This is a genomic window from Aurantibacter crassamenti (assembly GCF_016811105.1).
GTDB classification, from domain to species: domain Bacteria; phylum Bacteroidota; class Bacteroidia; order Flavobacteriales; family Flavobacteriaceae; genus Aurantibacter_A; species Aurantibacter_A crassamenti.
Map to the genome: position 1 here is coordinate 1,273,348 of NZ_JAFBGM010000001.1, position 18,687 is coordinate 1,292,034.

20 protein-coding genes are annotated in these 18,687 nt (G+C 35.1%); 4 read left to right on the forward strand and 16 right to left on the reverse strand.

Features of this window, described 5'->3' with window-relative positions; all coding sequences use genetic code 11:
- Positions 1-77: 77 nt before the first annotated feature.
- The 5 genes from JQC67_RS05305 to JQC67_RS05325 are packed head-to-tail and all read right to left on the reverse strand — an operon-like array spanning position 78 to position 6,701.
- Positions 78-857 carry a tryptophan-rich sensory protein gene (locus JQC67_RS05305; protein WP_203251810.1) on the reverse strand — a complete coding sequence of 260 codons (780 nt, stop codon included), beginning with the start codon at positions 855-857 and terminating at the stop codon, positions 78-80.
- A gap of 55 nt (positions 858-912) precedes the next feature.
- Positions 913-1,590, reverse strand: coding sequence for a ligase-associated DNA damage response endonuclease PdeM (gene pdeM / locus JQC67_RS05310; protein WP_203251811.1), 678 nt, complete (start codon positions 1,588-1,590; stop codon positions 913-915).
- 15 nt (positions 1,591-1,605) lie between these two features.
- Positions 1,606-4,074, reverse strand: a complete 2,469-nt coding sequence (locus tag JQC67_RS05315) for a ligase-associated DNA damage response DEXH box helicase (protein WP_203251812.1) — start codon at positions 4,072-4,074, stop codon at positions 1,606-1,608.
- Positions 4,075-4,083: 9 nt separating this feature from the next.
- A complete protein-coding gene (locus JQC67_RS05320) occupies positions 4,084-5,679 on the reverse strand; it encodes an ATP-dependent DNA ligase (protein ID WP_203251813.1) in 1,596 nt (531 codons plus the stop codon).
- Positions 5,676-6,701, reverse strand: a complete 1,026-nt coding sequence (locus JQC67_RS05325) for a ligase-associated DNA damage response exonuclease (RefSeq protein ID WP_203251814.1) — start codon at positions 6,699-6,701, stop codon at positions 5,676-5,678. Before JQC67_RS05325 ends, JQC67_RS05320 begins: the two co-directional genes overlap by 4 nt.
- 100 nt (positions 6,702-6,801) lie before the next feature.
- Between JQC67_RS05325 and JQC67_RS05330 the strand changes: the two genes are divergently transcribed.
- Positions 6,802-7,233, forward strand: a complete 432-nt coding sequence (locus JQC67_RS05330; protein ID WP_203251815.1) for a tellurite resistance TerB family protein — start codon at positions 6,802-6,804, stop codon at positions 7,231-7,233.
- Between the two features lie 65 nt (positions 7,234-7,298).
- On the opposite strand, the gene fbp is transcribed toward JQC67_RS05330, so the two are convergent.
- On the reverse strand, positions 7,299-8,306 hold the full coding sequence (gene fbp / locus JQC67_RS05335; protein WP_203251816.1) for a class 1 fructose-bisphosphatase: 1,008 nt from the start codon (positions 8,304-8,306) through the stop codon (positions 7,299-7,301).
- Positions 8,307-8,416: 110 nt separating this feature from the next.
- Between fbp and JQC67_RS05340 the strand changes: the two genes are divergently transcribed.
- From JQC67_RS05340 to JQC67_RS05350, 3 genes are all read left to right on the forward strand, one after another.
- A complete protein-coding gene (locus JQC67_RS05340) occupies positions 8,417-8,899 on the forward strand; it encodes a GNAT family N-acetyltransferase (RefSeq protein ID WP_203251817.1) in 483 nt (160 codons plus the stop codon).
- Positions 8,900-8,923: 24 nt separating this feature from the next.
- Positions 8,924-10,174: an aspartate kinase gene (locus JQC67_RS05345; RefSeq protein ID WP_203251818.1), complete on the forward strand. Its 1,251-nt coding sequence runs from the start codon at positions 8,924-8,926 to the stop codon at positions 10,172-10,174.
- An 89-nt stretch (positions 10,175-10,263) separates the two neighbouring features.
- Positions 10,264-12,078 carry a GNAT family N-acyltransferase gene (locus JQC67_RS05350; protein WP_203251819.1) on the forward strand — a complete coding sequence of 605 codons (1,815 nt, stop codon included), beginning with the start codon at positions 10,264-10,266 and terminating at the stop codon, positions 12,076-12,078.
- A 215-nt stretch (positions 12,079-12,293) separates the two neighbouring features.
- On the opposite strand, the gene JQC67_RS19175 is transcribed toward JQC67_RS05350, so the two are convergent.
- From JQC67_RS19175 to JQC67_RS05400, 10 genes are all read right to left on the reverse strand, one after another.
- Complete coding sequence (locus tag JQC67_RS19175; protein WP_317198357.1) at positions 12,294-12,494, reverse strand: arsenate reductase/protein-tyrosine-phosphatase family protein; 201 nt, start codon at positions 12,492-12,494, stop codon at positions 12,294-12,296.
- Positions 12,495-12,544: 50 nt separating this feature from the next.
- Positions 12,545-13,054 (reverse strand): GNAT family N-acetyltransferase, encoded by a 510-nt coding sequence (locus JQC67_RS05360; RefSeq protein WP_238934490.1) that lies wholly within the window; start codon positions 13,052-13,054, stop codon positions 12,545-12,547.
- 31 nt (positions 13,055-13,085) lie between these two features.
- A complete protein-coding gene (locus JQC67_RS05365; protein WP_203251820.1) occupies positions 13,086-13,580 on the reverse strand; it encodes a DUF6428 family protein in 495 nt (164 codons plus the stop codon).
- Between the two features lie 12 nt (positions 13,581-13,592).
- Positions 13,593-13,916: an ArsR/SmtB family transcription factor gene (locus tag JQC67_RS05370; protein ID WP_203251821.1), complete on the reverse strand. Its 324-nt coding sequence runs from the start codon at positions 13,914-13,916 to the stop codon at positions 13,593-13,595.
- Between the two features lie 82 nt (positions 13,917-13,998).
- Entirely contained in the window at positions 13,999-14,541 is a 543-nt protein-coding gene (locus JQC67_RS05375; protein WP_203251822.1) for an NINE protein, read from the reverse strand.
- Between the two features lie 118 nt (positions 14,542-14,659).
- The gene (locus JQC67_RS05380) at positions 14,660-15,118 is read right to left on the reverse strand and encodes a DUF1801 domain-containing protein (protein WP_203251823.1); all 459 of its coding nucleotides are present in this window, start codon (positions 15,116-15,118) and stop codon (positions 14,660-14,662) included.
- Between the two features lie 12 nt (positions 15,119-15,130).
- Positions 15,131-16,069 (reverse strand): 2-hydroxyacid dehydrogenase, encoded by a 939-nt coding sequence (locus JQC67_RS05385; protein WP_203251824.1) that lies wholly within the window; start codon positions 16,067-16,069, stop codon positions 15,131-15,133.
- A gap of 106 nt (positions 16,070-16,175) precedes the next feature.
- Positions 16,176-17,528 (reverse strand): magnesium transporter, encoded by a 1,353-nt coding sequence (gene mgtE / locus JQC67_RS05390; protein WP_203251825.1) that lies wholly within the window; start codon positions 17,526-17,528, stop codon positions 16,176-16,178.
- Positions 17,515-18,354, reverse strand: a complete 840-nt coding sequence (rsmA, locus tag JQC67_RS05395; RefSeq protein ID WP_203251826.1) for a 16S rRNA (adenine(1518)-N(6)/adenine(1519)-N(6))-dimethyltransferase RsmA — start codon at positions 18,352-18,354, stop codon at positions 17,515-17,517. Before rsmA ends, mgtE begins: the two co-directional genes overlap by 14 nt.
- Entirely contained in the window at positions 18,355-18,666 is a 312-nt protein-coding gene (locus JQC67_RS05400; RefSeq protein ID WP_203251827.1) for a DUF4286 family protein, read from the reverse strand.
- Between the last annotated feature and the right edge of the window lie 21 nt (positions 18,667-18,687).

The following is an 18,687-nucleotide window of genomic DNA, read 5'->3' on the forward strand; positions in this document are numbered from 1 at the left end:
AAATGCAAAGATAGCCTGTTCTTTAAGTTCAATCAAACTCAGAAGAAATAAAATTGAAGTAATGAATTTAAATCTAATTAGTAGAGTTTATATTCAAGCTTTTTTTTGGTTTTTAAAATCTTCCAAATTATGGTAATCAGAATAATAGCACAACCTGCAAGTGCAACGTGGGCAATGCTTTCATGATCATTTTGATGGCGCATATAAATGGCAAACAAAGCCCAAATGCCAACTGTGGCAAATTCATACATTTTTCGCTTTAAAATCATGATTAGATTCAGTGAAGTCGCAATAGCTATCATTATTATAGTCCAATTTGATTCAGAGAGAAAACCTCCATCAAAATTTAATTTTGATAAATAAGCAGATATGTTAGCGATTGTTGCCACTGCTATCCATCCACAATATATACCTATTGGTAGCCATCCAAAAATATAAGTTGAACGCGAAACTGTTTCTCTTTCCATGTTGGTATTCATTATTATTTTTATCAGAGAGAAAAGAATTCCTAACATGACTAATACAGATAGTCCGGTATACTCATGGGCGAAAACGAATACCCAAACGCAGTTTAAAATATTGGTAATAATGAGCCAATAACCTGTTTCATTAATTAATTTTTCTGATTTTTCGCTGTAAAAAGCAATTCTGACTTGATAGATTCCATAGGCAATAAGTGCTGTAAAAACTAGTCCCCATATCGCAAATGCATAGCCCGCAGGCGTGAATAAGTTATAGTATTTGTTGCTTACTTCACCAATGGTAGTTTCATTAATTCTAATCGCCTGTGATATGTAATTCACTACAATTACTAAAATAACGGAGGCTAAGTTTAATATTGAAAGTTTTTTCTGCATAACAATTAAATTTAGCGTCATAATGAATGACTATTGTGTTCAATTGAGTTTTAAACTAACTGTTTCGAAAATATCGCTTCTGTTTTACTTCTTTTATGGGTACAGGTAAAACAGCATCTCCCAATAAAGCAAAAATCTCACATTCTTCAATCGGATGCATTGTATGTGAACCTGTGAATTCGCCAAAAGCAGGAAGAATTATTTGACTTTTAGTTTTATAAAAGCAAGGCAATCGAACTGTCTGTCTGCCAACACCACTTAATCGTATAGCAGGATGAATGTGGCCTGAAAAATTAAATAGTTCATCACGTTCTTCGGGGTGATGCGTGAGTAAAAATGTGTCCAAAATTAACTCAGAAATAACCTTTATGCCTAGTGCTTCATATTTTAAGGGTGATATAATATCATGATTACCACTAATTAAGATAATTTCGGCAGCAATTAAGCGAACCCAATCTTCAAAAATATCCCATTCATTATTTAAAGAAGAATGGAACAAATCACCCATAAATATTAAGGTTTTTGGTTTGAAGAAATCGATGGCGGTATCCATCGTTTGAAAATTTTTATGAATAGCAGCTTGTGGCACTGCGGCACCAAATTTTCTAAAGTGAGAAATCTTTCCTAGATGAACATCACTTATAAGAAGCGACGACTTTTCATTCCAATATAGTGCACCAGAGTAGTGCATTATAAAATTTTGATTTCTAATCTGAATGGATTTGGTACTCATACAAGTCAAATTTATTTACTTTTTCATCAATAGTGCGGCCATACGTTTAATTCTGTCTTCCCATTTTTCACTAGATAATTTTTCACGACTTAGTCGGTCTGTAATTAATGGGAATGAAAAAGGTGTTGCCTTTTGGCATTGTTTCCAAACGATTTCTTGTGTTGCAATTCGTAACATTGATAATCGTAATCTGCCTTCTTCTAGTTGGTGTTGAAAAGTTTCAGTAAAGGCTTGTTGAAAAAGTAAATTTTCGGGTTCATAGTCGCGAAATACTTCAAATAATAATTGGGAATTACTTTGTAAATGTTTCATTTTGATTGCCTTGTTCGGATAACCTGTAAAAACCATTCCGCTAATAATTGCGATATCACGAAATTTACGTCGAGCCATTTCAGTAGCGTTTAAACTTTTTTGAAGATCATCTAATAAATAATCTGTTGTGAACAAATCATTATCAATAACCTGTTGCATGTTAATTGGTTTGTCAGAAAGAAGTTCAAATCCGTAATCATTAAAAGCTAAAGAAAACGTAATCGGTGAGAGTAGGCTTATTCTATAACCAAGTAAGCTACCCATGGCTTCATGCACAAATCGGCCTTCAAACGGATAAAAAATATGATGATATCCTTCACGGGTTTTAAAAGTTTCTATTAAAAATTCATTCGGTTTAGGTACAATGCTTTCGCGGCGTTGCCGCTCAAAAATATGGGCTAATGATCTAATCTCTTTAGATTGGTCTTTCTTGTCATTGTATGAAGAGTATAGTTCTACTCGCAATAATTCAGACATTTGTGCAGATAGTGTTAAGCGACTTCCCATCCAACTTGATATTCGATTCGTTTTTTTTGTTGAGTTTCGAACATGCACCTGCATTCCTTTAATGCGAATAAATTCTAAATTCCTTCCGGCAAAAGTAAAAACATCACCTCTGTTCAATTTAGAAATAAAAAATTCTTCTATCGAGCCAATGTAGCCACCTTTTTGATAGCGGACTGTCAAATTTGTGTCGCCCACTATTGTGCCAATTTGAAAACGATGTCGCATAGCAACACCTCGATCGTTGACTTTGAATTTACCATCTTCTTCAATTGTTAATTTTTTATATTCATCATAAGATTGTAAACTTTGGCTGCCCATAACCAAAAAGTTGAGTAGCCATTGCCATTGATCTTTAGTCAGCGTTTGGTAACAAAAGGTTTGGCTTACCTCTTTGTAGATTTCATCAGGATAAAATCCGTCAGAGATTGCTAAAGTGGTCATGTACTGTAGTAGTACATCCCAACTATTTAAATATGGAATTCGATCTTCTACAGTATTCTGCTTCACTGCTTTTTGTAACGCGGAGGCTTCTATTAGTTCAATTGCGTGAGTTGGCATAAAGTAGATTACACTCTCTTTTCCGGGTCTATGTCCGCTACGGCCTGCACGCTGTAAAAATCGTGCTACGCCTTTGGGTCCACCAATTTGAACTACTGTTTCAACAGGAGCAAAGTCAACGCCCAAATCTAAACTAGAAGTGCATACTACGGCTTTTAAGCTTTCATTTCGAATAGCCTGTTCTACCCAACTCCGGGTTTCTTTATTAATGCTTCCATGATGCATTGCAATTTCACCAGCCAATTCCGGGTGCTTCTCTAAAATTTTTTGAAACCAAATTTCACATTGACTTCGGGTATTTGTAAAAAGCAATGTCGTTTTACTATTTTTAATTATAGGAATCACATCTTCAAGTAATCTAAGACCAAGATGACCGCGCCAAGGAAAGGTTTCCATTTTTTTAGGTATTATACTTTTTACGGTAATTTTCTTTTTAACGTTAGCCTTAATCATTACGGAGTTCTCTAATGCTTTAGTTTGCGGGCCGAGAAGTACATTTCTGGCTTGATCTAAATTGCCAATTGTTGCAGAAATACCCCATATGCGTAATTGCTTTGAAATAGATTTTAAACGAGAAATAGCAAGCTCCATTTGTACCCCGCGTTTGGTACCTAAAAGCTCATGCCATTCATCTACTACAATTGCCGTGCAATCCTTGAAAATTTTATCATAGCCTTTTGATGCTAAGAGTAATTGTAAACTCTCAGGTGTTGTAATTAATAAATCGGGCATTTGTTTTTTCATTGCTAATCTAGCTTTGGCAGAGGTGTCACCTGTTCGAATACCAACGGTCATTTGTGTATCTAAGTCAATGGTAACTCGTTCAGCCGATTGTCTAATTTCTTCGGAAAGTGCTCTTAATGGGGTAATCCAAACAGCTTTAAGACCCTTTTTATGTTTGGTCTTATAATCAGGATTTTTTTTGATGTAGTTTAAAACTATTGGGAACCAAAGTGCGTATGTTTTTCCGCTACCAGTTGGTGCATTTAAAAGGCCATGTTTGCCTTGCAAAAATGCTTTCCACGTTTCTTTTTGAAATTTAAAAGGTTTCCAATTCTGTTGTTGAAACCATGTTTCTGCAATTCGGTATAGTTCTTCTCTAGTCATAAAAGCTAGCTAGATTATCATTTGCTTTAAATCAGAAATACTATTCGCTTCATGAATACTTTTATCTTTTCGCCACCTTAATATACGAGGAAAACGAGTTGCAACTCCACTTTTATGTCGGCTAGAAAGAGCAATTCCTTCAAATGCAATTTCAAAAACATGATGCGGTGTAACAGAGCGTACAGGGCCAAAACGTTCTAATGTGTTTTTTTTTATCCAATTATCTATTTTTCTAAATTCAGCATCGGTTAGTCCGGAATAGGCCTTTGCAAAAGTGACCAATTCTTTTTCTCCTTTTTCATTCTCTTTCCAAAGTGCAAACGTGTAGTCTGTGAAGAGATTACTTCTGCGTCCGTGACCTCGCATTGCGTAGGTTAATACTCCATCTATCGTTAAAGGATCAACTTTCCATTTCCACCAATCCCCTTTTTTTCTACCCACTAAATATGGTGAGTCTTTTCGTTTTAACATTAATCCTTCGCTATGCACTTCTCGTGATTGTTCTCGTTCTTTAGCAACTTCTTCCCATGAATTACAATACATGGTTTTGGAGAGTTGCAATACATTTAATGCTGCAGATTTAACTACTTTCTCAAGTAAGTCTCTACGGTATGAAAAAGGTCGATTGCGTATATCTTCGCCCTTCCATTCTAACAAATCATAGGCTTTCAGAATTACAGGTACTTTTTGAAGTAAATTTTTGGAGATGGTTTTTCTGCCAATTCGACTTTGCAGGTCATTAAATGTGCCGATTTGACCATTAGGAAACGGTAATATTTCGGCATCTATTACTGTTCCATTAGGAATGGTATCTACAAGAGCTTGAAATTCTGGGTATTTATCAGTGACTAATTCTTCACCTCTACTCCAAATAAAAAGCTCATTATTTCTTATAATGGTTTGCGATCGAATACCGTCCCATTTATGTTCAGCAGACCAGAGGTTAATATCACCTAAGTTTGCAATTTCGTTTTCAATAGGGTAGGCTAAATAGAAAGGATAAGGTTTAGATAAATAGTCACTTTCATTCTCTTCTAATATCAATTGTTGAAATGTAATTTTATCAGGGTTCCAATTACCCATAAGTTTATAGGCTAATATGTCTTGATCAATTGCAGTCGACTTGGCCAATGCACGAGTCATTAATTTTTGACTAACCCCAATACGAAAACCACCGGTAATTAATTTTGTAAAAACAAAACGCTCATAGTAATCTAGTATTTTCCAATTTTCAAAGAGATATGCTTTTTTTTGCTCATCGGTTTTCTTTTTCAGTGCAATCATTTCCTCTAAAAACTGTGTAAGTGTTTTTTCTGTGGAAGATTTTGTAGCTGGCACTACCAAAGCTATTGTTTCAGCTAAATCACCTACGATATGATAACTTTCTTCAAAAAGCCATAATGGAATATTTGCCAATTCAGAAGCCCATTTGCGCAAGAGGGTAGTATTTACAGGTCTTGGTGGTCTGCGATGTGATAGTATAGCTATTGTCCAAACTTTATCTTTGTCGGTTGCCACTGAAAAATAATTAGCGAGAGCCTGTACTTTTGTAGTAGTCTTATTTGTGCTATCAAGTGTTTTTATAAGTTGTGCGAAATTTTTCATGCTTCAACTTCTTCTTTAGATGTCGGATTTAATTCATTCAGTTCACCTTCATATTGAGTTTCTTCTGTACGAGCATCATAACCCTGTTCTTGAAGGTAGCGTGAAAAAATTTCTGTATATCCATGTGTGCAAATAATTTTTTCAGCTCCAGTCGCTTCGATACTATTAAGTAAGCCTTGCCAATCACAATGATCGCTAAGCACAAAGCCTTTGTCTATTGCTCTTCTTCGGCGAGCACCTCTAAAAGTCATCCATCCACTGGCGGAAGCAGTTACGTATGGCACCATTTTTCGAATCCATGTACTGCCATGTGCACTAGGTGGGGCTAGCACAATATTTCCAAGCAATTCTTCCTTTTTTGTATCACGAGTGATTAAGGTGGTTTTAGGAAAATCAATTAAGGGTCGCAAAACTTGTGTCATATTCTCTATGGCTCCGTGGGTATATATTTTGCCAATATCAGTTTCTAAATATTTTAGTAGTCTTTGTGCCTTTCCAAGAGAATAGCCAAATAATATGGAGGTTTTACCCTCTGATTTATTTTCGGACCACCACCGGTTAATATTTTCAAAAACCTCTTTTTGAGCGACCCATTTAAATGCAGGTAAACCGAAAGTGCATTCTGTAATGAAAGTATTGCATTTGATAGGCTCATATGGTGTTGAAATGCCATCATCTTGAACTTTATAATCACCCGTAAAAACCCAGACTTCACCTTTGTGTTCAACACGTATTTGAGATGATCCTATAATGTGGCCTGCAGGATGAAGGCTAAACTTTACATTATTTATAAAAAACGTTTCACCCCATTCTTTGCCAGAAACATTTATTTCGCCAAGGCGATGCAAAATGATAGGCACATTTCTGTGATGTGTAATATATGCTTTGTGTCCCCAGCGACTATGATCGGCATGGCCATGAGAAATAATAGCTTTATCAACAGGTTTCCATGGGTCTAGGTAAACCTTTGCTATACTGCAATAAATTCCTTTGCTTGTGAACTCTAAAAGTGGAGTTTTCATGGTGATTTGAAGTTACTATTTCTTGTTAAAAATAATTGAAGGATAGCCAAAAAATGACCTTTAAAAAAATTATCTTTGCCCCAATAAAAGTTTATTATATATGTCAATTTCAGATTTGTTTGATAGTGGATTTCAAAAAAGAAATCAAGATCATTTTGCAGCGATAGTAAGAGTAGCAATGAGTGATGGAGTTATTACTGATGATGAGCGAGCTTTTTTAGATCGTTTAGCTCGTAAACTTGATATTTCAGAGAATGATTATAAGGAGATATTGAAAGATTATGCTACTCACCCAATTAATCCGCCAACAAGTTACGACCAACGATTAGAGCGACTTTTTGATTTAACTCGTATGGTTTATGCGGATCATGAACTTGGTGATAGACAAGTTTCAATGTTAGAGCGTATGGGTGTTGGGTTAGGTTTTAATCCCATCAATGTTTCGTATGTGGTTGATAAGGCCTTAAAATTGGTGCAAGCTGGGGTAGATGAAGATAATTTTATTGATGAAATAAAAAATATGAACAGATAGTTCAGTTCAATTTATAATAAAAAAGGAGGCAATTGCCTCCTTTTTTTATGAACTGCATATTCTATTCAATGATATTTGTTTAAGAATTCTTGAAGTTTTTCTACCATTTTTTTACTTCCACAGAAAAAAGGAACTCGTTGATGTAATTCATTAGGTTCTATATCCATAATTCTACTTCTACCACCAACAGCCAATCCATTAGCTTGCTCAGCTATAAAAGCGATTGGGTTGCATTCATACAGCAAACGAAGTTTTCCACTTTCTGTAACACTGCTTTTCGGATACATATAAATTCCGCCTTTTATCATATTTCTATGAAAATCAGAAACAAGTGATCCAATATATCTTGACGTATAAGGTCGGTCTCCTTCTTCTTGTTGACAGTATTTTATGTAATCTTTTACGCCTTGATGAAAGTGAACATAATTTCCTTCATTAACAGAATATATTTTGCCTTCTTCTGGGAATTGCATGTTTGGATGTGAAAGATAGAATGTACCTAGTGCTGGGTTTAGCGTAAAACCGTTTACACCATCACCAGTTGTGTAAACCAACATGGTAGATGTGCCGTAAACAATGTAGCCAGCAGCGACTTGTTGGTGGCCTGGTTGCAAGAAGTCTGCTAAAGTAACAGGTGTGCCTACTGGTGTAATTCTTCTATAAATTGAGAATATGGTGCCCACCGAAACATTAACATCAATATTTGAAGACCCATCTAAAGGATCTATTAAAACAACATATTTATTTTGATGCTTTTCATCATTACTATTAATTGAAATAAAATCATCTTCTTCTTCAGAGGCTATACCGCAAACAATTTCACGGTTCGTTAAAGTTTGTATGAATTTTTCATTTGCAAAAACATCAAGTTTTTGTTGGTCTTCACCTTGTATATTGGTGTCACCTGCAGCACCTAACACATCAACTAAACCAGCTTTATTCACCTCATGATTTACTACCTTGGCAGCAAGGCGTATAGCATTAATTAGTTTAGATAGCTCACCTGAAGAATATTGAAACGAGTCTTGGTTTTCAATAATAAATTCTCCGAGGGTTTGGTTTTTTTTGACCATAGTTTTTACGCTTTGTGTGTTTTTTACAAATATCGCCTATTTTGTTAACTCGTTAATATTCGTTTTATTTTGAATATTTAGATTTATAACTTTGTGTTTTATTTATAACAATGAAAAATTTTGAAATTCGAGAGGCGCAACAAAAAGATTGCCCACAAATTCTAGAGCTAATTCAAGAACTTGCAACTTTTGAAAAAGAGGAAGATGCAGTAGAGGTAACAGTTGATGATTTAGTAAGAGATGGCTTTGGTAGTAAAAAGTTGTTTCATTGTTTCGTAGGTGAATTAGATGATGCTGTTGTGGGTATTGCTCTGATATTTCCTAGGTATTCAACCTGGAAAGGTCCTATTATACATTTAGAAGATTTAATTGTTTCCGAAAGAATGCGCGGTAGTGGTTTAGGTACGGCATTGCTAAATGAAGTTGTCAAATACGGAAAACAATTGGGTGTGAAGCGCATCAATTGGGAAGTTATTGATTGGAATGAGCCGGCAGTTAAGTTCTATGAGAAAAAAGGTGCAAAGGTTTTACGTGATTGGGATGTAGTACAATTAGATGAAGTAGGCATCGACAATTATTTAAAAAATATATAAACGAGTTCAATAAAGAAATCACAAATGAGGGTTTTTAAATTTGGTGGTGCATCCGTAAAGGACGCAGAAGCAGTGAAAAATTTGGTAAGTGTTTTAAAAGAAACGGGCCATGAAAATACAATTTTGGTTGTTTCTGCTATGGGTAAAACAACAAATGCCATGGAGGCAATTGTAAACGCCTATTTTGATGACAAAGAGCAAATAAAATCGAACATACAAGAATCAATTGATTATCATAATTCTATTCTTATTAATCTTTTTGATAATGAGCAGCACCCAATTTTTGAGAAAGTAAAAGCTTTGTTTGACGAGGTTTTAGGGTTTCTAGCTTGGAACAAATCACCGAAGTACAATTTTGTCTATGATCAAGTTGTAGGTTATGGTGAATTAATTTCTACAACTATTATTAGTGCCTATTTGAATGAAATAGGTATTGAAAACAATTGGCTTGACGTTCGTGATTTTATTAAGACTGATAATAGTTACCGTGATGTTTCAGTGAATTGGGAGAAAACACAGCAAAAAGTATCAGCAGGCATCGATCAAAAAAAATTAAATATAACGCAGGGATTTTTAGGAAGTGATGATAATAATTTCACGACAACTTTAGGGCGTGAAGGTTCAGATTATTCCGCTGCAATTTTGGCCTATTGTTTAAATGCAAATTCAGTTACAATATGGAAAGATGTGCCTGGAGTGTTAAATGCAGATCCACGGTATTTTAAAGAAACACAATTGTTGAACAATATATCATATCGAGAAGCAATTGAATTGGCGTTTTATGGTGCCTCGGTAATTCATCCGAAAACGTTGCAACCACTACAGCAGAAAGAAATTCCGTTGCACGTAAAATCATTTATGAATCCAAAAAACCCAGGAACTACTGTGGGTAAGGGAGTAGGCATTGAGCCAGAAGTGCCTTGTTTTATTGTTAAAAAAGACCAAGTCTTAATGAAGCTTTCCTCTTTAGATTTTTCTTTTATAGTAGAAGATAGTATAAGTGAGCTTTTTAAACTATTTCATGAATATAAAATGAAAGTAGATTTGATTCAAAATTCTGCTATTAGTTTTTCCGTTTGTGTTGATAATAGATTTGGTCGGCTGAATGAATTATTACCACTTTTAAAGGGTAGGTTTAAAGTGGTTCATTATGAAGGCGTTTCGCTATATACAATTCGTCACTTTACAGATAAGGCTATTGATTCGCTTCAAAATGGCAGACAAGTATTGCTAGAGCAACGTGGAACTGAGACAGTTCAGTTGGTAGTGAAGTAGTTGTAGATTATCTGATAGGTTATTGTTAAAATAAAGGGCTAATCTTTCTATTTTCCTATATTTACGATTACCTAAAATTTACAATTAGTATGGGTTTAGTGACCGCAAAAGAGGTGGCCAAGGCTATTAATCTCAACAGATATGGGTTCTTCGGAACCTTTATGAGTTGGTTACTAATGAAAGTCACAAGAATTTCTAGTATTAATAAGTACTATGATACTATAAAACATCTTGAGGCACCCGAATATTCAGATGCTATTCTTAAACATTTCGAAATCGACTTTGAGATTCCTGAAGAAGATTTTAGACGTTTACCAAAAAAAGGCCCTTTTATAACCATTTCAAACCATCCGTTAGGTGCTATTGATGGTATTCTCCTTTTTAAGTTGTTAAATGCGCAGCGTTCTGATTATAAAATTATGGCAAATTTTTTGCTGCAACGAATGGTTCCTATCGAGCCTTATATAATTCCGGTAAATCCATTTGAAGATAGAAAAGATGTTAAAAGTAGCCTTGCCGGATTTAAAATGGCCTTACAGCATTTAAAAGATGGTCATCCTTTAGGAATTTTTCCTGCAGGAGAAGTTTCTACTAAAAAAGAGGGTAAGCTGATTGTAGATAAAGCCTGGGAAGATGCTGCAATGAAATTGATTCGAAAGGCAGAGGTGCCCGTGGTTCCAATATATTTTCATGCCAAGAATAGCAAGCTTTTTTATCGGATGGCTAAATGGAATGATATTTTTAGAACAGCGAAAATTCCATCAGAAGTATATTCGCAACGAAATAGGCCAATAAAAGTTCGAATTGGGCAGCCTATTTCAGTAGATAGTCAACGTGAGCAAGAAACATTAGAAGACTTTACTGAATTACTGCGTAGAAAAACATACATCCTTTCAAATGCATATGAAAAAGAGCGATTGATAGATCAACTTCCTTCGTCTTTAAAACTTCCTAAGTTACCTCGTAAAATAGCAACAGCTGTTCCAATAGAGGTTATTGAAGGGGAAATTGAAAAGCTACGTGATAAAGATAGACGTCTATTGCAAAGCAAGAATTATGAGGTTTTCTTAGCGCCAGCAAATGAGATGCCATTTACGCTTAAAGAAATTGGTCGTCAACGTGAAGTTACTTTTAGAGCGATAGGTGAGGGTACTAATAATTCAATTGATTTAGACAAGTTTGATGCGTATTACCATCATCTTTTTCTATGGGATGGAAATAATAAGGCGCTGGTAGGTGCCTATCGTATGGGATTGGGCTCTGAAATATTCAAAAAATACGGTATTGATGGTTTTTATCTTCAAGACCTCTTTCGTTTTGAGCCTGAGTTGTTCGGAATGATGTCGCAATCTATTGAAATGGGTAGGGCTTACATTGTAAAGGAATATCAACAAAAGCCAATGCCATTGTTTTTGTTGTGGAAAGGAATTGTGCACACCACTTTAAGACATCCGGAGCATAAATACTTAATTGGGGGTGTGAGTATTAGCAATCAGTTTTCAAATTTTTCGAAGTCCTTGATGATTGAGTTTATGAAGTCTAACTATTGGGATCCTTATGTAGCGCAATACATTCGTCCTAAAAAAGAATTCAAGGTTAAGTTGAATGATGCAGATAAAGACTTTGTTTTTGATGAAACTGCAGCTGATTTAAACAAGTTTGATAGATTAATTGATGAAGTTGAGCCCGGTAATTTAAGACTGCCAGTATTGATAAAAAAATACATTAAACAAAATGCAAAAGTAATTGCGTTTAATGTGGATCCATTGTTCAATAATGCCGTAGACGGATTAATGTATATCAAAATAGCTGATTTACCAGAAAGCACTGTAAAGCCTGTTATGGAAGAATTTCAAGCAGAATTAGAGCGCAAATTCGCTGAATCGAATCAGAACGAAGGCTAAGACAATTCGTTGCTTACAAAAGTGCTGCAAAATTCTTTAATCTCATTTCTAGCCTTTTCAAATGCTGCATGTTTTTCAATTTCTGAGCCAACAACTTTTGAGGGGTCGAAGAAATTATGATGAATAGGCTTCGCATTTTTAGATGGAATAAACGGACAATTTTCTTTGGCATGATCACAAACGGTAATGATAAAGTCCCATTCAATTCCTGAATATTACCCAACATTATTTGATGTATGTTGGGTAATATCAATGTCATCTTCATTCATAATAGAAACCGCGCCAGGGTTTAAGCCGTGTGTTTCAATACCTGCGCTATAAATTTTTGCCTTGTCAGTTTGTAGTGTTTCAAGATAACCGTGTGCCATCTGACTTCTACAAGAATTTCCGGTGCATGGTACTAATATTTTTTTCATTTTTTAATATCTATTGGAAGTCAAAATTTAGTTTGTTTTGACTGTTATTATTAATCAATTCCAATAATTTTACTTCTTCGTTCATACAGAAGATTGTCTTTCCAAACCCCATCTAACTTACCAATATGTTCACGCTTGCCAATATATCTAAACCCTGAATTTTCATGAAGCTTAATACTGCTTGTGTTTTCCGGAAAAATGCCAGATTGTAGCGTCCATAATGCTTCTTTTTCGCTAGCGTTGATTAATGCGTGCATCAATAATTTTCCGATACCCATACCTCTAAAATTGGCATCAATATAAATGCTGACTTCAGCAACACCACCATAAACGCATCTACTAGATACAGGTGAAAGAGCTGCCCATCCTAAGATAGCATTGTCTTGTTCTGCTATTAAACGACAGGTATTTAAGTGTGCAGCATTCCAAGATTCGTATGATGGTGTAGTTTTTTCGAAAGTAGCATACCCAGTAGCTATACCTTTGGTGTAAATGTCAGCTACAGCTTTCCAGTCGGAAGTTTCCATTGGTCTAATAGAAATATTTGATTTAGCTGACATTTTAGTTACAAAAGATTAATGTTTATCGATTTTAGCAACAACCACTTGCAGGTGAGCAACTAGCAGCTTCATTTTTGCTACCGATAATCTCTAATGGTACCCCACAGGTTTCTTTAGCCTTGCAATCGGTTTTCTCAACACCTAGTTTGAAAAATAGTTTCTCTGAATCAATTTCAAAGTCGTTTACGAAAAGTTGGGCGGTATGAAAGTTAGCATTGCTGTATTCAAATTTAACTTCAACATTTCTCTGCATTGGCTTTAGTTTGTCAACCTTATTCAGAATTGAAAGCGCTTTAGAGGTTGAGATATAATCTCTTTTACCTATTTCACTCGGACTTTCCCATAGTTGAATGATAGTTTCTTGCCAAGAATCGGTGCCAGCGCCACAATCAACTGAATCTATGGTGATATTTTTAACTTCTGTAATATGATAATTGGGCTGAACCGTTTTACCCTTTTCATATTCAAAAACTAAATCTTTATTTGGGTGTTCGTTTAATAACGATAAGAATTCTTGTGTTTTCATATTATTTTGTTTTTAACAGCAATTAAATTTAGTAGTGTTAAAGAAAGAGTTCATGAGTTCTTGAACTTCTTTCCAAGTTGCGAGATTAATACAGTAACAAACTTTTTTTCCTTCTATTTCTCCATGAATTAAACCAATGTTTTTTAATTCTTTAAGATGTTGTGAAATAGTGGGTTGTGCTAAGCCAATTTCTTCTACAATATCATTGCAGATACAAGCTTCTTGTCTGCTGATGTACTGCAAAATTGCAATACGGCCTGGGTGGGCTAGTACCTTAAATATAGAAGCCAGTTGATTTTGCTTGCTAGAAAATATCTGTGATTTGGTAATTCCCATAACATATTTATATATCGCAATATTACGATAATAAATTAAAACAAAAAAGCCAAATCGTTAAAATTTGACTTTTGGTGATTACTTAAAACCAGGTTTTCTTACCTACTTGATAGGTTTGGTAGAACTCTTCATCAGACTTAGTTAAGTAGATAATTCCTTCTATTAAACCGATGATTCCCATTAGTGATGCTCCAATACCGCAGGTGATTCCCCCAACTAATAAAGTTACTACAAGCATTATTATTCCTTCTTTTTGATATCCAAGAATAAACTTGTGTATTCCTAACGAACCCAAAACAACAGCTATGATACCAGCGAGTAGTTTTTTGTTTTCGCCACCAATTTCATTAAAAGCCTCTTTGGCATTTTCTGTAAATTCATTGGCTGTTTTCTTTGCCTCATCTGCAAAATCACTTGCAGCCTCTTTGGCATCTTCAGCAAATTCTTTTGTAGCTTCTTTAGCATCATCAAATTTTTCACTAGCCTTTTCGCTAAATTCATCTGCAGCTTCTTTTGCATTATCAACAGCATCTTTAGTTTTATCTCCTAAATTATCAGCGCTTTTTTTAGCACCGTCCATGGCATCATCGGCCATATCGCCTAAATCTTTGTTATTTTCTGACATTGTATTTTAGTTTTGGTTATTTATAGAGAATTAAAAGTAATCATTATTTAGATATCAAAAAAAAGACTTAGTTCGCTGTAGCTGAATGCATTAATTAAGCAATGCTTGTATTGCAATTTTATTTCTTTTTGATGTTTTTTTCGTACAAAGCAATCCAATCTTTTACAGTCATTTTAGAGCAGAGTTTTTTGATTAGATCATAAGGTATGTCATCCATTTTTTTGAAACGAATACAACTTTTACCCATGTCTAATTTGCTACTACAATGTTTTGGATATTCAGCAACAAACCAATCGTATAATTTTTGATCAGCGTACATACCAGTATGATATAGTGCGATATAGTTTTTTTGAGAGGCTAAATTGATAAAAGGCAATGGTAGTTTGGGGTCGCAATGATAACCGTCAGGATATATTGAATGTGGCACCAGCCAACCTAACATTCCATAACTCATTTGTTCTTCAAAACCTTTTGGAATATTACTATTGATACTTTCACGAATTTTTGAAATTACCTTTTTTCGTTCGTCTGGTAATTGTTCAATATAGGCTTCAGGTGAATTGGCTTTGTAGTTCATAGTACCTCAAATTTAGCAAAATTCTACTTTAATTTTGTCAACCACCGTTTGCGCTAATTTTACAAGGCTTTCTTCTGTCCAGCCTGCAACATGCGGTGAAAGAATTACATTTTCGGCATTGATTAAATATTCGAAAGCAGCGGGTAACTTATTATCAGAAAACATATTTTCAAATGATGCCTTTTCGTATTCAAGCACATCTAAGCCGGCACCTAAAATTTTACCAGATTTTAAGGCATCTACTAAATCTTTAGTGACCACGCTTTTTCCGCGAGCAGTATTTAGTAGCCAAATAGGTTTGGGAAATTTTTCAATAAAATCAGAATTAATCATTCCAATTGTTAGTTCTGTTTGCGGAATATGTAAGCTTACAACATCCGATTTTTGATGGAATTCCATAATACCTACTTGCCGCGCATTTTCATCTTCAATGCCACCTTTAATATCAAAGCAGATAACTTCTACATCAAAACCACGTAGTTTTTTAGCAAAAGCTTTACCCATGTTTCCATAACCAATAATACCGACAGTTTTGCCATCTAATTCACAACCACGGTTACCTTCGCGATCCCATTTGCCAGAACGAACTTCTCGATCAGCCTTATTTAAATTATTGAATAAAGAAAGTAACATGCCTAATGCATGTTCACCTACTGCGTTTCGGTTGCCTTCTGGTGCTGCAGCTAGAAAAACACCTAATGATGTCGCATAATTAGTGTCAATGTTTTCAAGCCCCGCGCCAAGTCTTCCTATAAATTTTAGGTTTACGGCTTTATCAAGAAATTCTTTATCAATTGAAAACCGACTTCGAATAATTAGTCCGTCATATTCATGAATTTTATTTTCAATTTCTTCTTTTGAAGAAGTGTAATCTTCGTGATTTTCAAATCCGAAGGAATTAAATTGCTCAATAATTAATGGGTGATTAACATCAACATGTAATACTTTCATAAGTTATGATTGTAATTTTGAGTGAACCCCAATTTAGTTAATTCTAACGGTTCACCCATTTTAGGGATCTAATTTCAGAAATTTATTGAGGCGGCTTTTAATAGGATTAAATACCCAATAATATTTTAGCAATGCTAAAATAAATTAGAATACCAAAAATGTCATTGCTCGTAGTGATAAAAGGACCCGTAGCAATGGCAGGGTCTATACCGCGTTTGTTTAAAAACAAAGGAGTAAAAGTGCCAATGAAACCTGCTACTACGATTACTACAATTAAGGAGATCGAAATGGCTAATGCTGTTAAGAAATGACCTTTATAGGCCCAGGTAAAAAGTAAAAGTATTGCGGCTAATATTACTCCATTTAAAAGTGCGAGTAACATTTCTTTGATAAGTCTATTGCCAATGCTTCCTTTTAAATCGTCATTTGCAAGTCCTTGAACAATAATAGCACTTGACTGCACACCAACGTTACCCGCCATTGCAGCAATCAAAGGTGTGAAAAAGAATAAAACTGCATGTTTGCTAATCATTTCTTCAAAACCACCCATAATTACGGCCGCACCAACGCCGCCAACAAGGCCTAAAAAGAGCCATGGTAATCGAGCGCGAGTTAGTTCCCAAATGGTATCATCTGCCTCAACATCTTGTGAGATACCTGCAGCCATTTGGTAATCTTTTTCAGCCTCTTCTTTGATGACATCAACAATATCATCAATAGTAATTCGACCAACGAGTCGTCCTATTTCGTCAACTACAGGAATAGCTTCAAGGTCATATTTAGACATTATTTTTGCTACATCTTCTGGTTTATCATTCACATAAACAAAATCCACTTTAGGAATATATACATCGCGAATATGTGAGCTTGCTGAAGTGGTCAATAAATCTTTAAGCGAAAGTCTACCTATTAGTTTTTCTTCATTATCAACTACGTAAATGGAGTGAACCCGAGTCACATTTTCTGCCTGAGCACGCATTTCGGTAACACAGGTAGTTACATTCCAATGTTCATAAACCTTAACGAGCTCTTTCGCCATTAATCCACCAGCCGAATTTTCATCATAACGTAAAAGGTCAACAATATCTTTGGCATGTTCACGGTCTTCTATTTCAGAGATAACCTGCTGAACTATATTGTCTGGTAATTCTGCTACAATATCTGCGGCATCATCGGTATCTAATTCATCTAGTTCTTCAGCAATCTCTTTTGATGAGAAATTGGCTAGAATAGCTTCACGCACATCTTCATCAAGCTCTGTAAGAACGTCAGAGGTTTTGTCGCTCTCTAATAGTTTAATTAGATAAGTAGCTTGATCATTATCTAGTTCATTTGCTATTTCGGCAACATCGGCATAATGCACCTCGCTCAAGAGCGACTCTAATCGGGTATCTTGTTGATCCCTGATGAGTTGCTCAATTTCTTCTAATAAATCGTCTGTGAGTTTAAAGGGTGTCATTTGCGATTTTCTCTGTTAGCCCAACAAAATCAGCAACTGTTAATTGCTCTGGTCGAAGGGTAAAGATAATATCTTCTTTGAGATTATCTGAAAGTGTGAACGATTTTAAACTATTGCGTAAGGTTTTTCTACGTTGGTTAAAAGCTGTTTTTATGACCTGCAAAAATAATTTTTCATCCACTGGAAGTTTGAAATCATTTTTTCGTGTTAACCGCAATACACCAGATTCAACTTTAGGTGGTGGGTCAAAAACTTCTGGTGGCACTGTAAATAAATACTCGGCATCATAAAAAGCTTGTGCGTAAACCGATAGAATGCCGTATGATTTACTGCCATTTGATGAACAAATACGTGCAGCAACTTCTTTCTGAAACATACCTGTAAATTCGGGTACGTGCGCTTTTATTTCTAACATTTTAAAAACAATCTGCGTAGAAATGTTGTACGGAAAGTTGCCTGTAATGGCAAACTGCTCATTATTAAATAAGGATAATAAATCAAATTGTAAAAAATCAGCTTCTACAACCGTAAGTTTTCCTTTTTGTTGCAGTGGATTTTCTAAGGAAAAACTAGTGTTTAAGTAAGCAATAGACTCACGATCTAGATCCATTGCAACTAAATTCACTTTTTGCTGAAGAAAATATTTGGTCAATACACCCGTTCCGGGGCCTATTTCAATAACATTGTTGTAGTTATTGAAGGTAAGTGTATCGGCAATTTTCGCTGCAATTTCTTCATCTTTTAAGAAATGTTGCCCGAGATGCTTTTTGGCTTTTACAGGCCCATCATGCTTCGATTTTTTAAAAGATTTTTTGTGTTTAGCCATTTAGTGTTCACTTACAATTTGCATTTCAGTACGAAATGATACGAATTTGTTCGAAAATAATTTCATTACCTCGTTTTGCAATCTAGGAGCATCTTCAATATAGTATTTTTCAAGTGTTTTTTTGTCGGCAATTGTATATTGAACAGAATACGTTAGTCCACCCATTTCTTCTTCAATTAAAACGCGGCTCATTTTAGCACTTGTGAATTTGCCGGTCGACAATACATCAGGAATATGTATTTCTTGCATCCACTTTAGCCATTGCGTGTGAACTGATTCATCAATATTTGTTGTAACGTTATAAATGTACATTGTTTAAGATTTGTTGTTTTT

Excerpts from the sequence above, each read along its gene's own strand:
- JQC67_RS05360 (WP_238934490.1), bottom strand. The coding sequence starts at position 13,054 with ATGTCAGCTAAATCAAATATTTCTATTAGACCAATGGAAACTTCCGAC.
- JQC67_RS05315 (WP_203251812.1), bottom strand. The coding sequence starts at position 4,074 with ATGACTAGAGAAGAACTATACCGAATTGCAGAAACATGGTTTCAACAA.
- JQC67_RS05375 (WP_203251822.1), bottom strand. The coding sequence starts at position 14,541 with ATGTCAGAAAATAACAAAGATTTAGGCGATATGGCCGATGATGCCATG.
- JQC67_RS05325 (WP_203251814.1), bottom strand. The coding sequence starts at position 6,701 with ATGAAAACTCCACTTTTAGAGTTCACAAGCAAAGGAATTTATTGCAGT.
- JQC67_RS05330 (WP_203251815.1), top strand. The coding sequence starts at position 6,802 with ATGTCAATTTCAGATTTGTTTGATAGTGGATTTCAAAAAAGAAATCAA.
- JQC67_RS19175 (WP_317198357.1), bottom strand. The coding sequence starts at position 12,494 with ATGAAAAAAATATTAGTACCATGCACCGGAAATTCTTGTAGAAGTCAG.
- JQC67_RS05340 (WP_203251817.1), top strand. The coding sequence starts at position 8,417 with ATGAAAAATTTTGAAATTCGAGAGGCGCAACAAAAAGATTGCCCACAA.
- pdeM (WP_203251811.1), bottom strand. The coding sequence starts at position 1,590 with ATGAGTACCAAATCCATTCAGATTAGAAATCAAAATTTTATAATGCAC.
- JQC67_RS05320 (WP_203251813.1), bottom strand. The coding sequence starts at position 5,679 with ATGAAAAATTTCGCACAACTTATAAAAACACTTGATAGCACAAATAAG.
- fbp (WP_203251816.1), bottom strand. The coding sequence starts at position 8,306 with ATGGTCAAAAAAAACCAAACCCTCGGAGAATTTATTATTGAAAACCAA.
- JQC67_RS05350 (WP_203251819.1), top strand. The coding sequence starts at position 10,264 with ATGGGTTTAGTGACCGCAAAAGAGGTGGCCAAGGCTATTAATCTCAAC.
- JQC67_RS05400 (WP_203251827.1), bottom strand. The coding sequence starts at position 18,666 with ATGTACATTTATAACGTTACAACAAATATTGATGAATCAGTTCACACG.
- mgtE (WP_203251825.1), bottom strand. The coding sequence starts at position 17,528 with ATGACACCCTTTAAACTCACAGACGATTTATTAGAAGAAATTGAGCAA.
- JQC67_RS05305 (WP_203251810.1), bottom strand. The coding sequence starts at position 857 with ATGCAGAAAAAACTTTCAATATTAAACTTAGCCTCCGTTATTTTAGTA.
- JQC67_RS05345 (WP_203251818.1), top strand. The coding sequence starts at position 8,924 with ATGAGGGTTTTTAAATTTGGTGGTGCATCCGTAAAGGACGCAGAAGCA.
- JQC67_RS05380 (WP_203251823.1), bottom strand. The coding sequence starts at position 15,118 with ATGAACTACAAAGCCAATTCACCTGAAGCCTATATTGAACAATTACCA.
- JQC67_RS05365 (WP_203251820.1), bottom strand. The coding sequence starts at position 13,580 with ATGAAAACACAAGAATTCTTATCGTTATTAAACGAACACCCAAATAAA.
- rsmA (WP_203251826.1), bottom strand. The coding sequence starts at position 18,354 with ATGGCTAAACACAAAAAATCTTTTAAAAAATCGAAGCATGATGGGCCT.
- JQC67_RS05370 (WP_203251821.1), bottom strand. The coding sequence starts at position 13,916 with ATGGGAATTACCAAATCACAGATATTTTCTAGCAAGCAAAATCAACTG.
- JQC67_RS05385 (WP_203251824.1), bottom strand. The coding sequence starts at position 16,069 with ATGAAAGTATTACATGTTGATGTTAATCACCCATTAATTATTGAGCAA.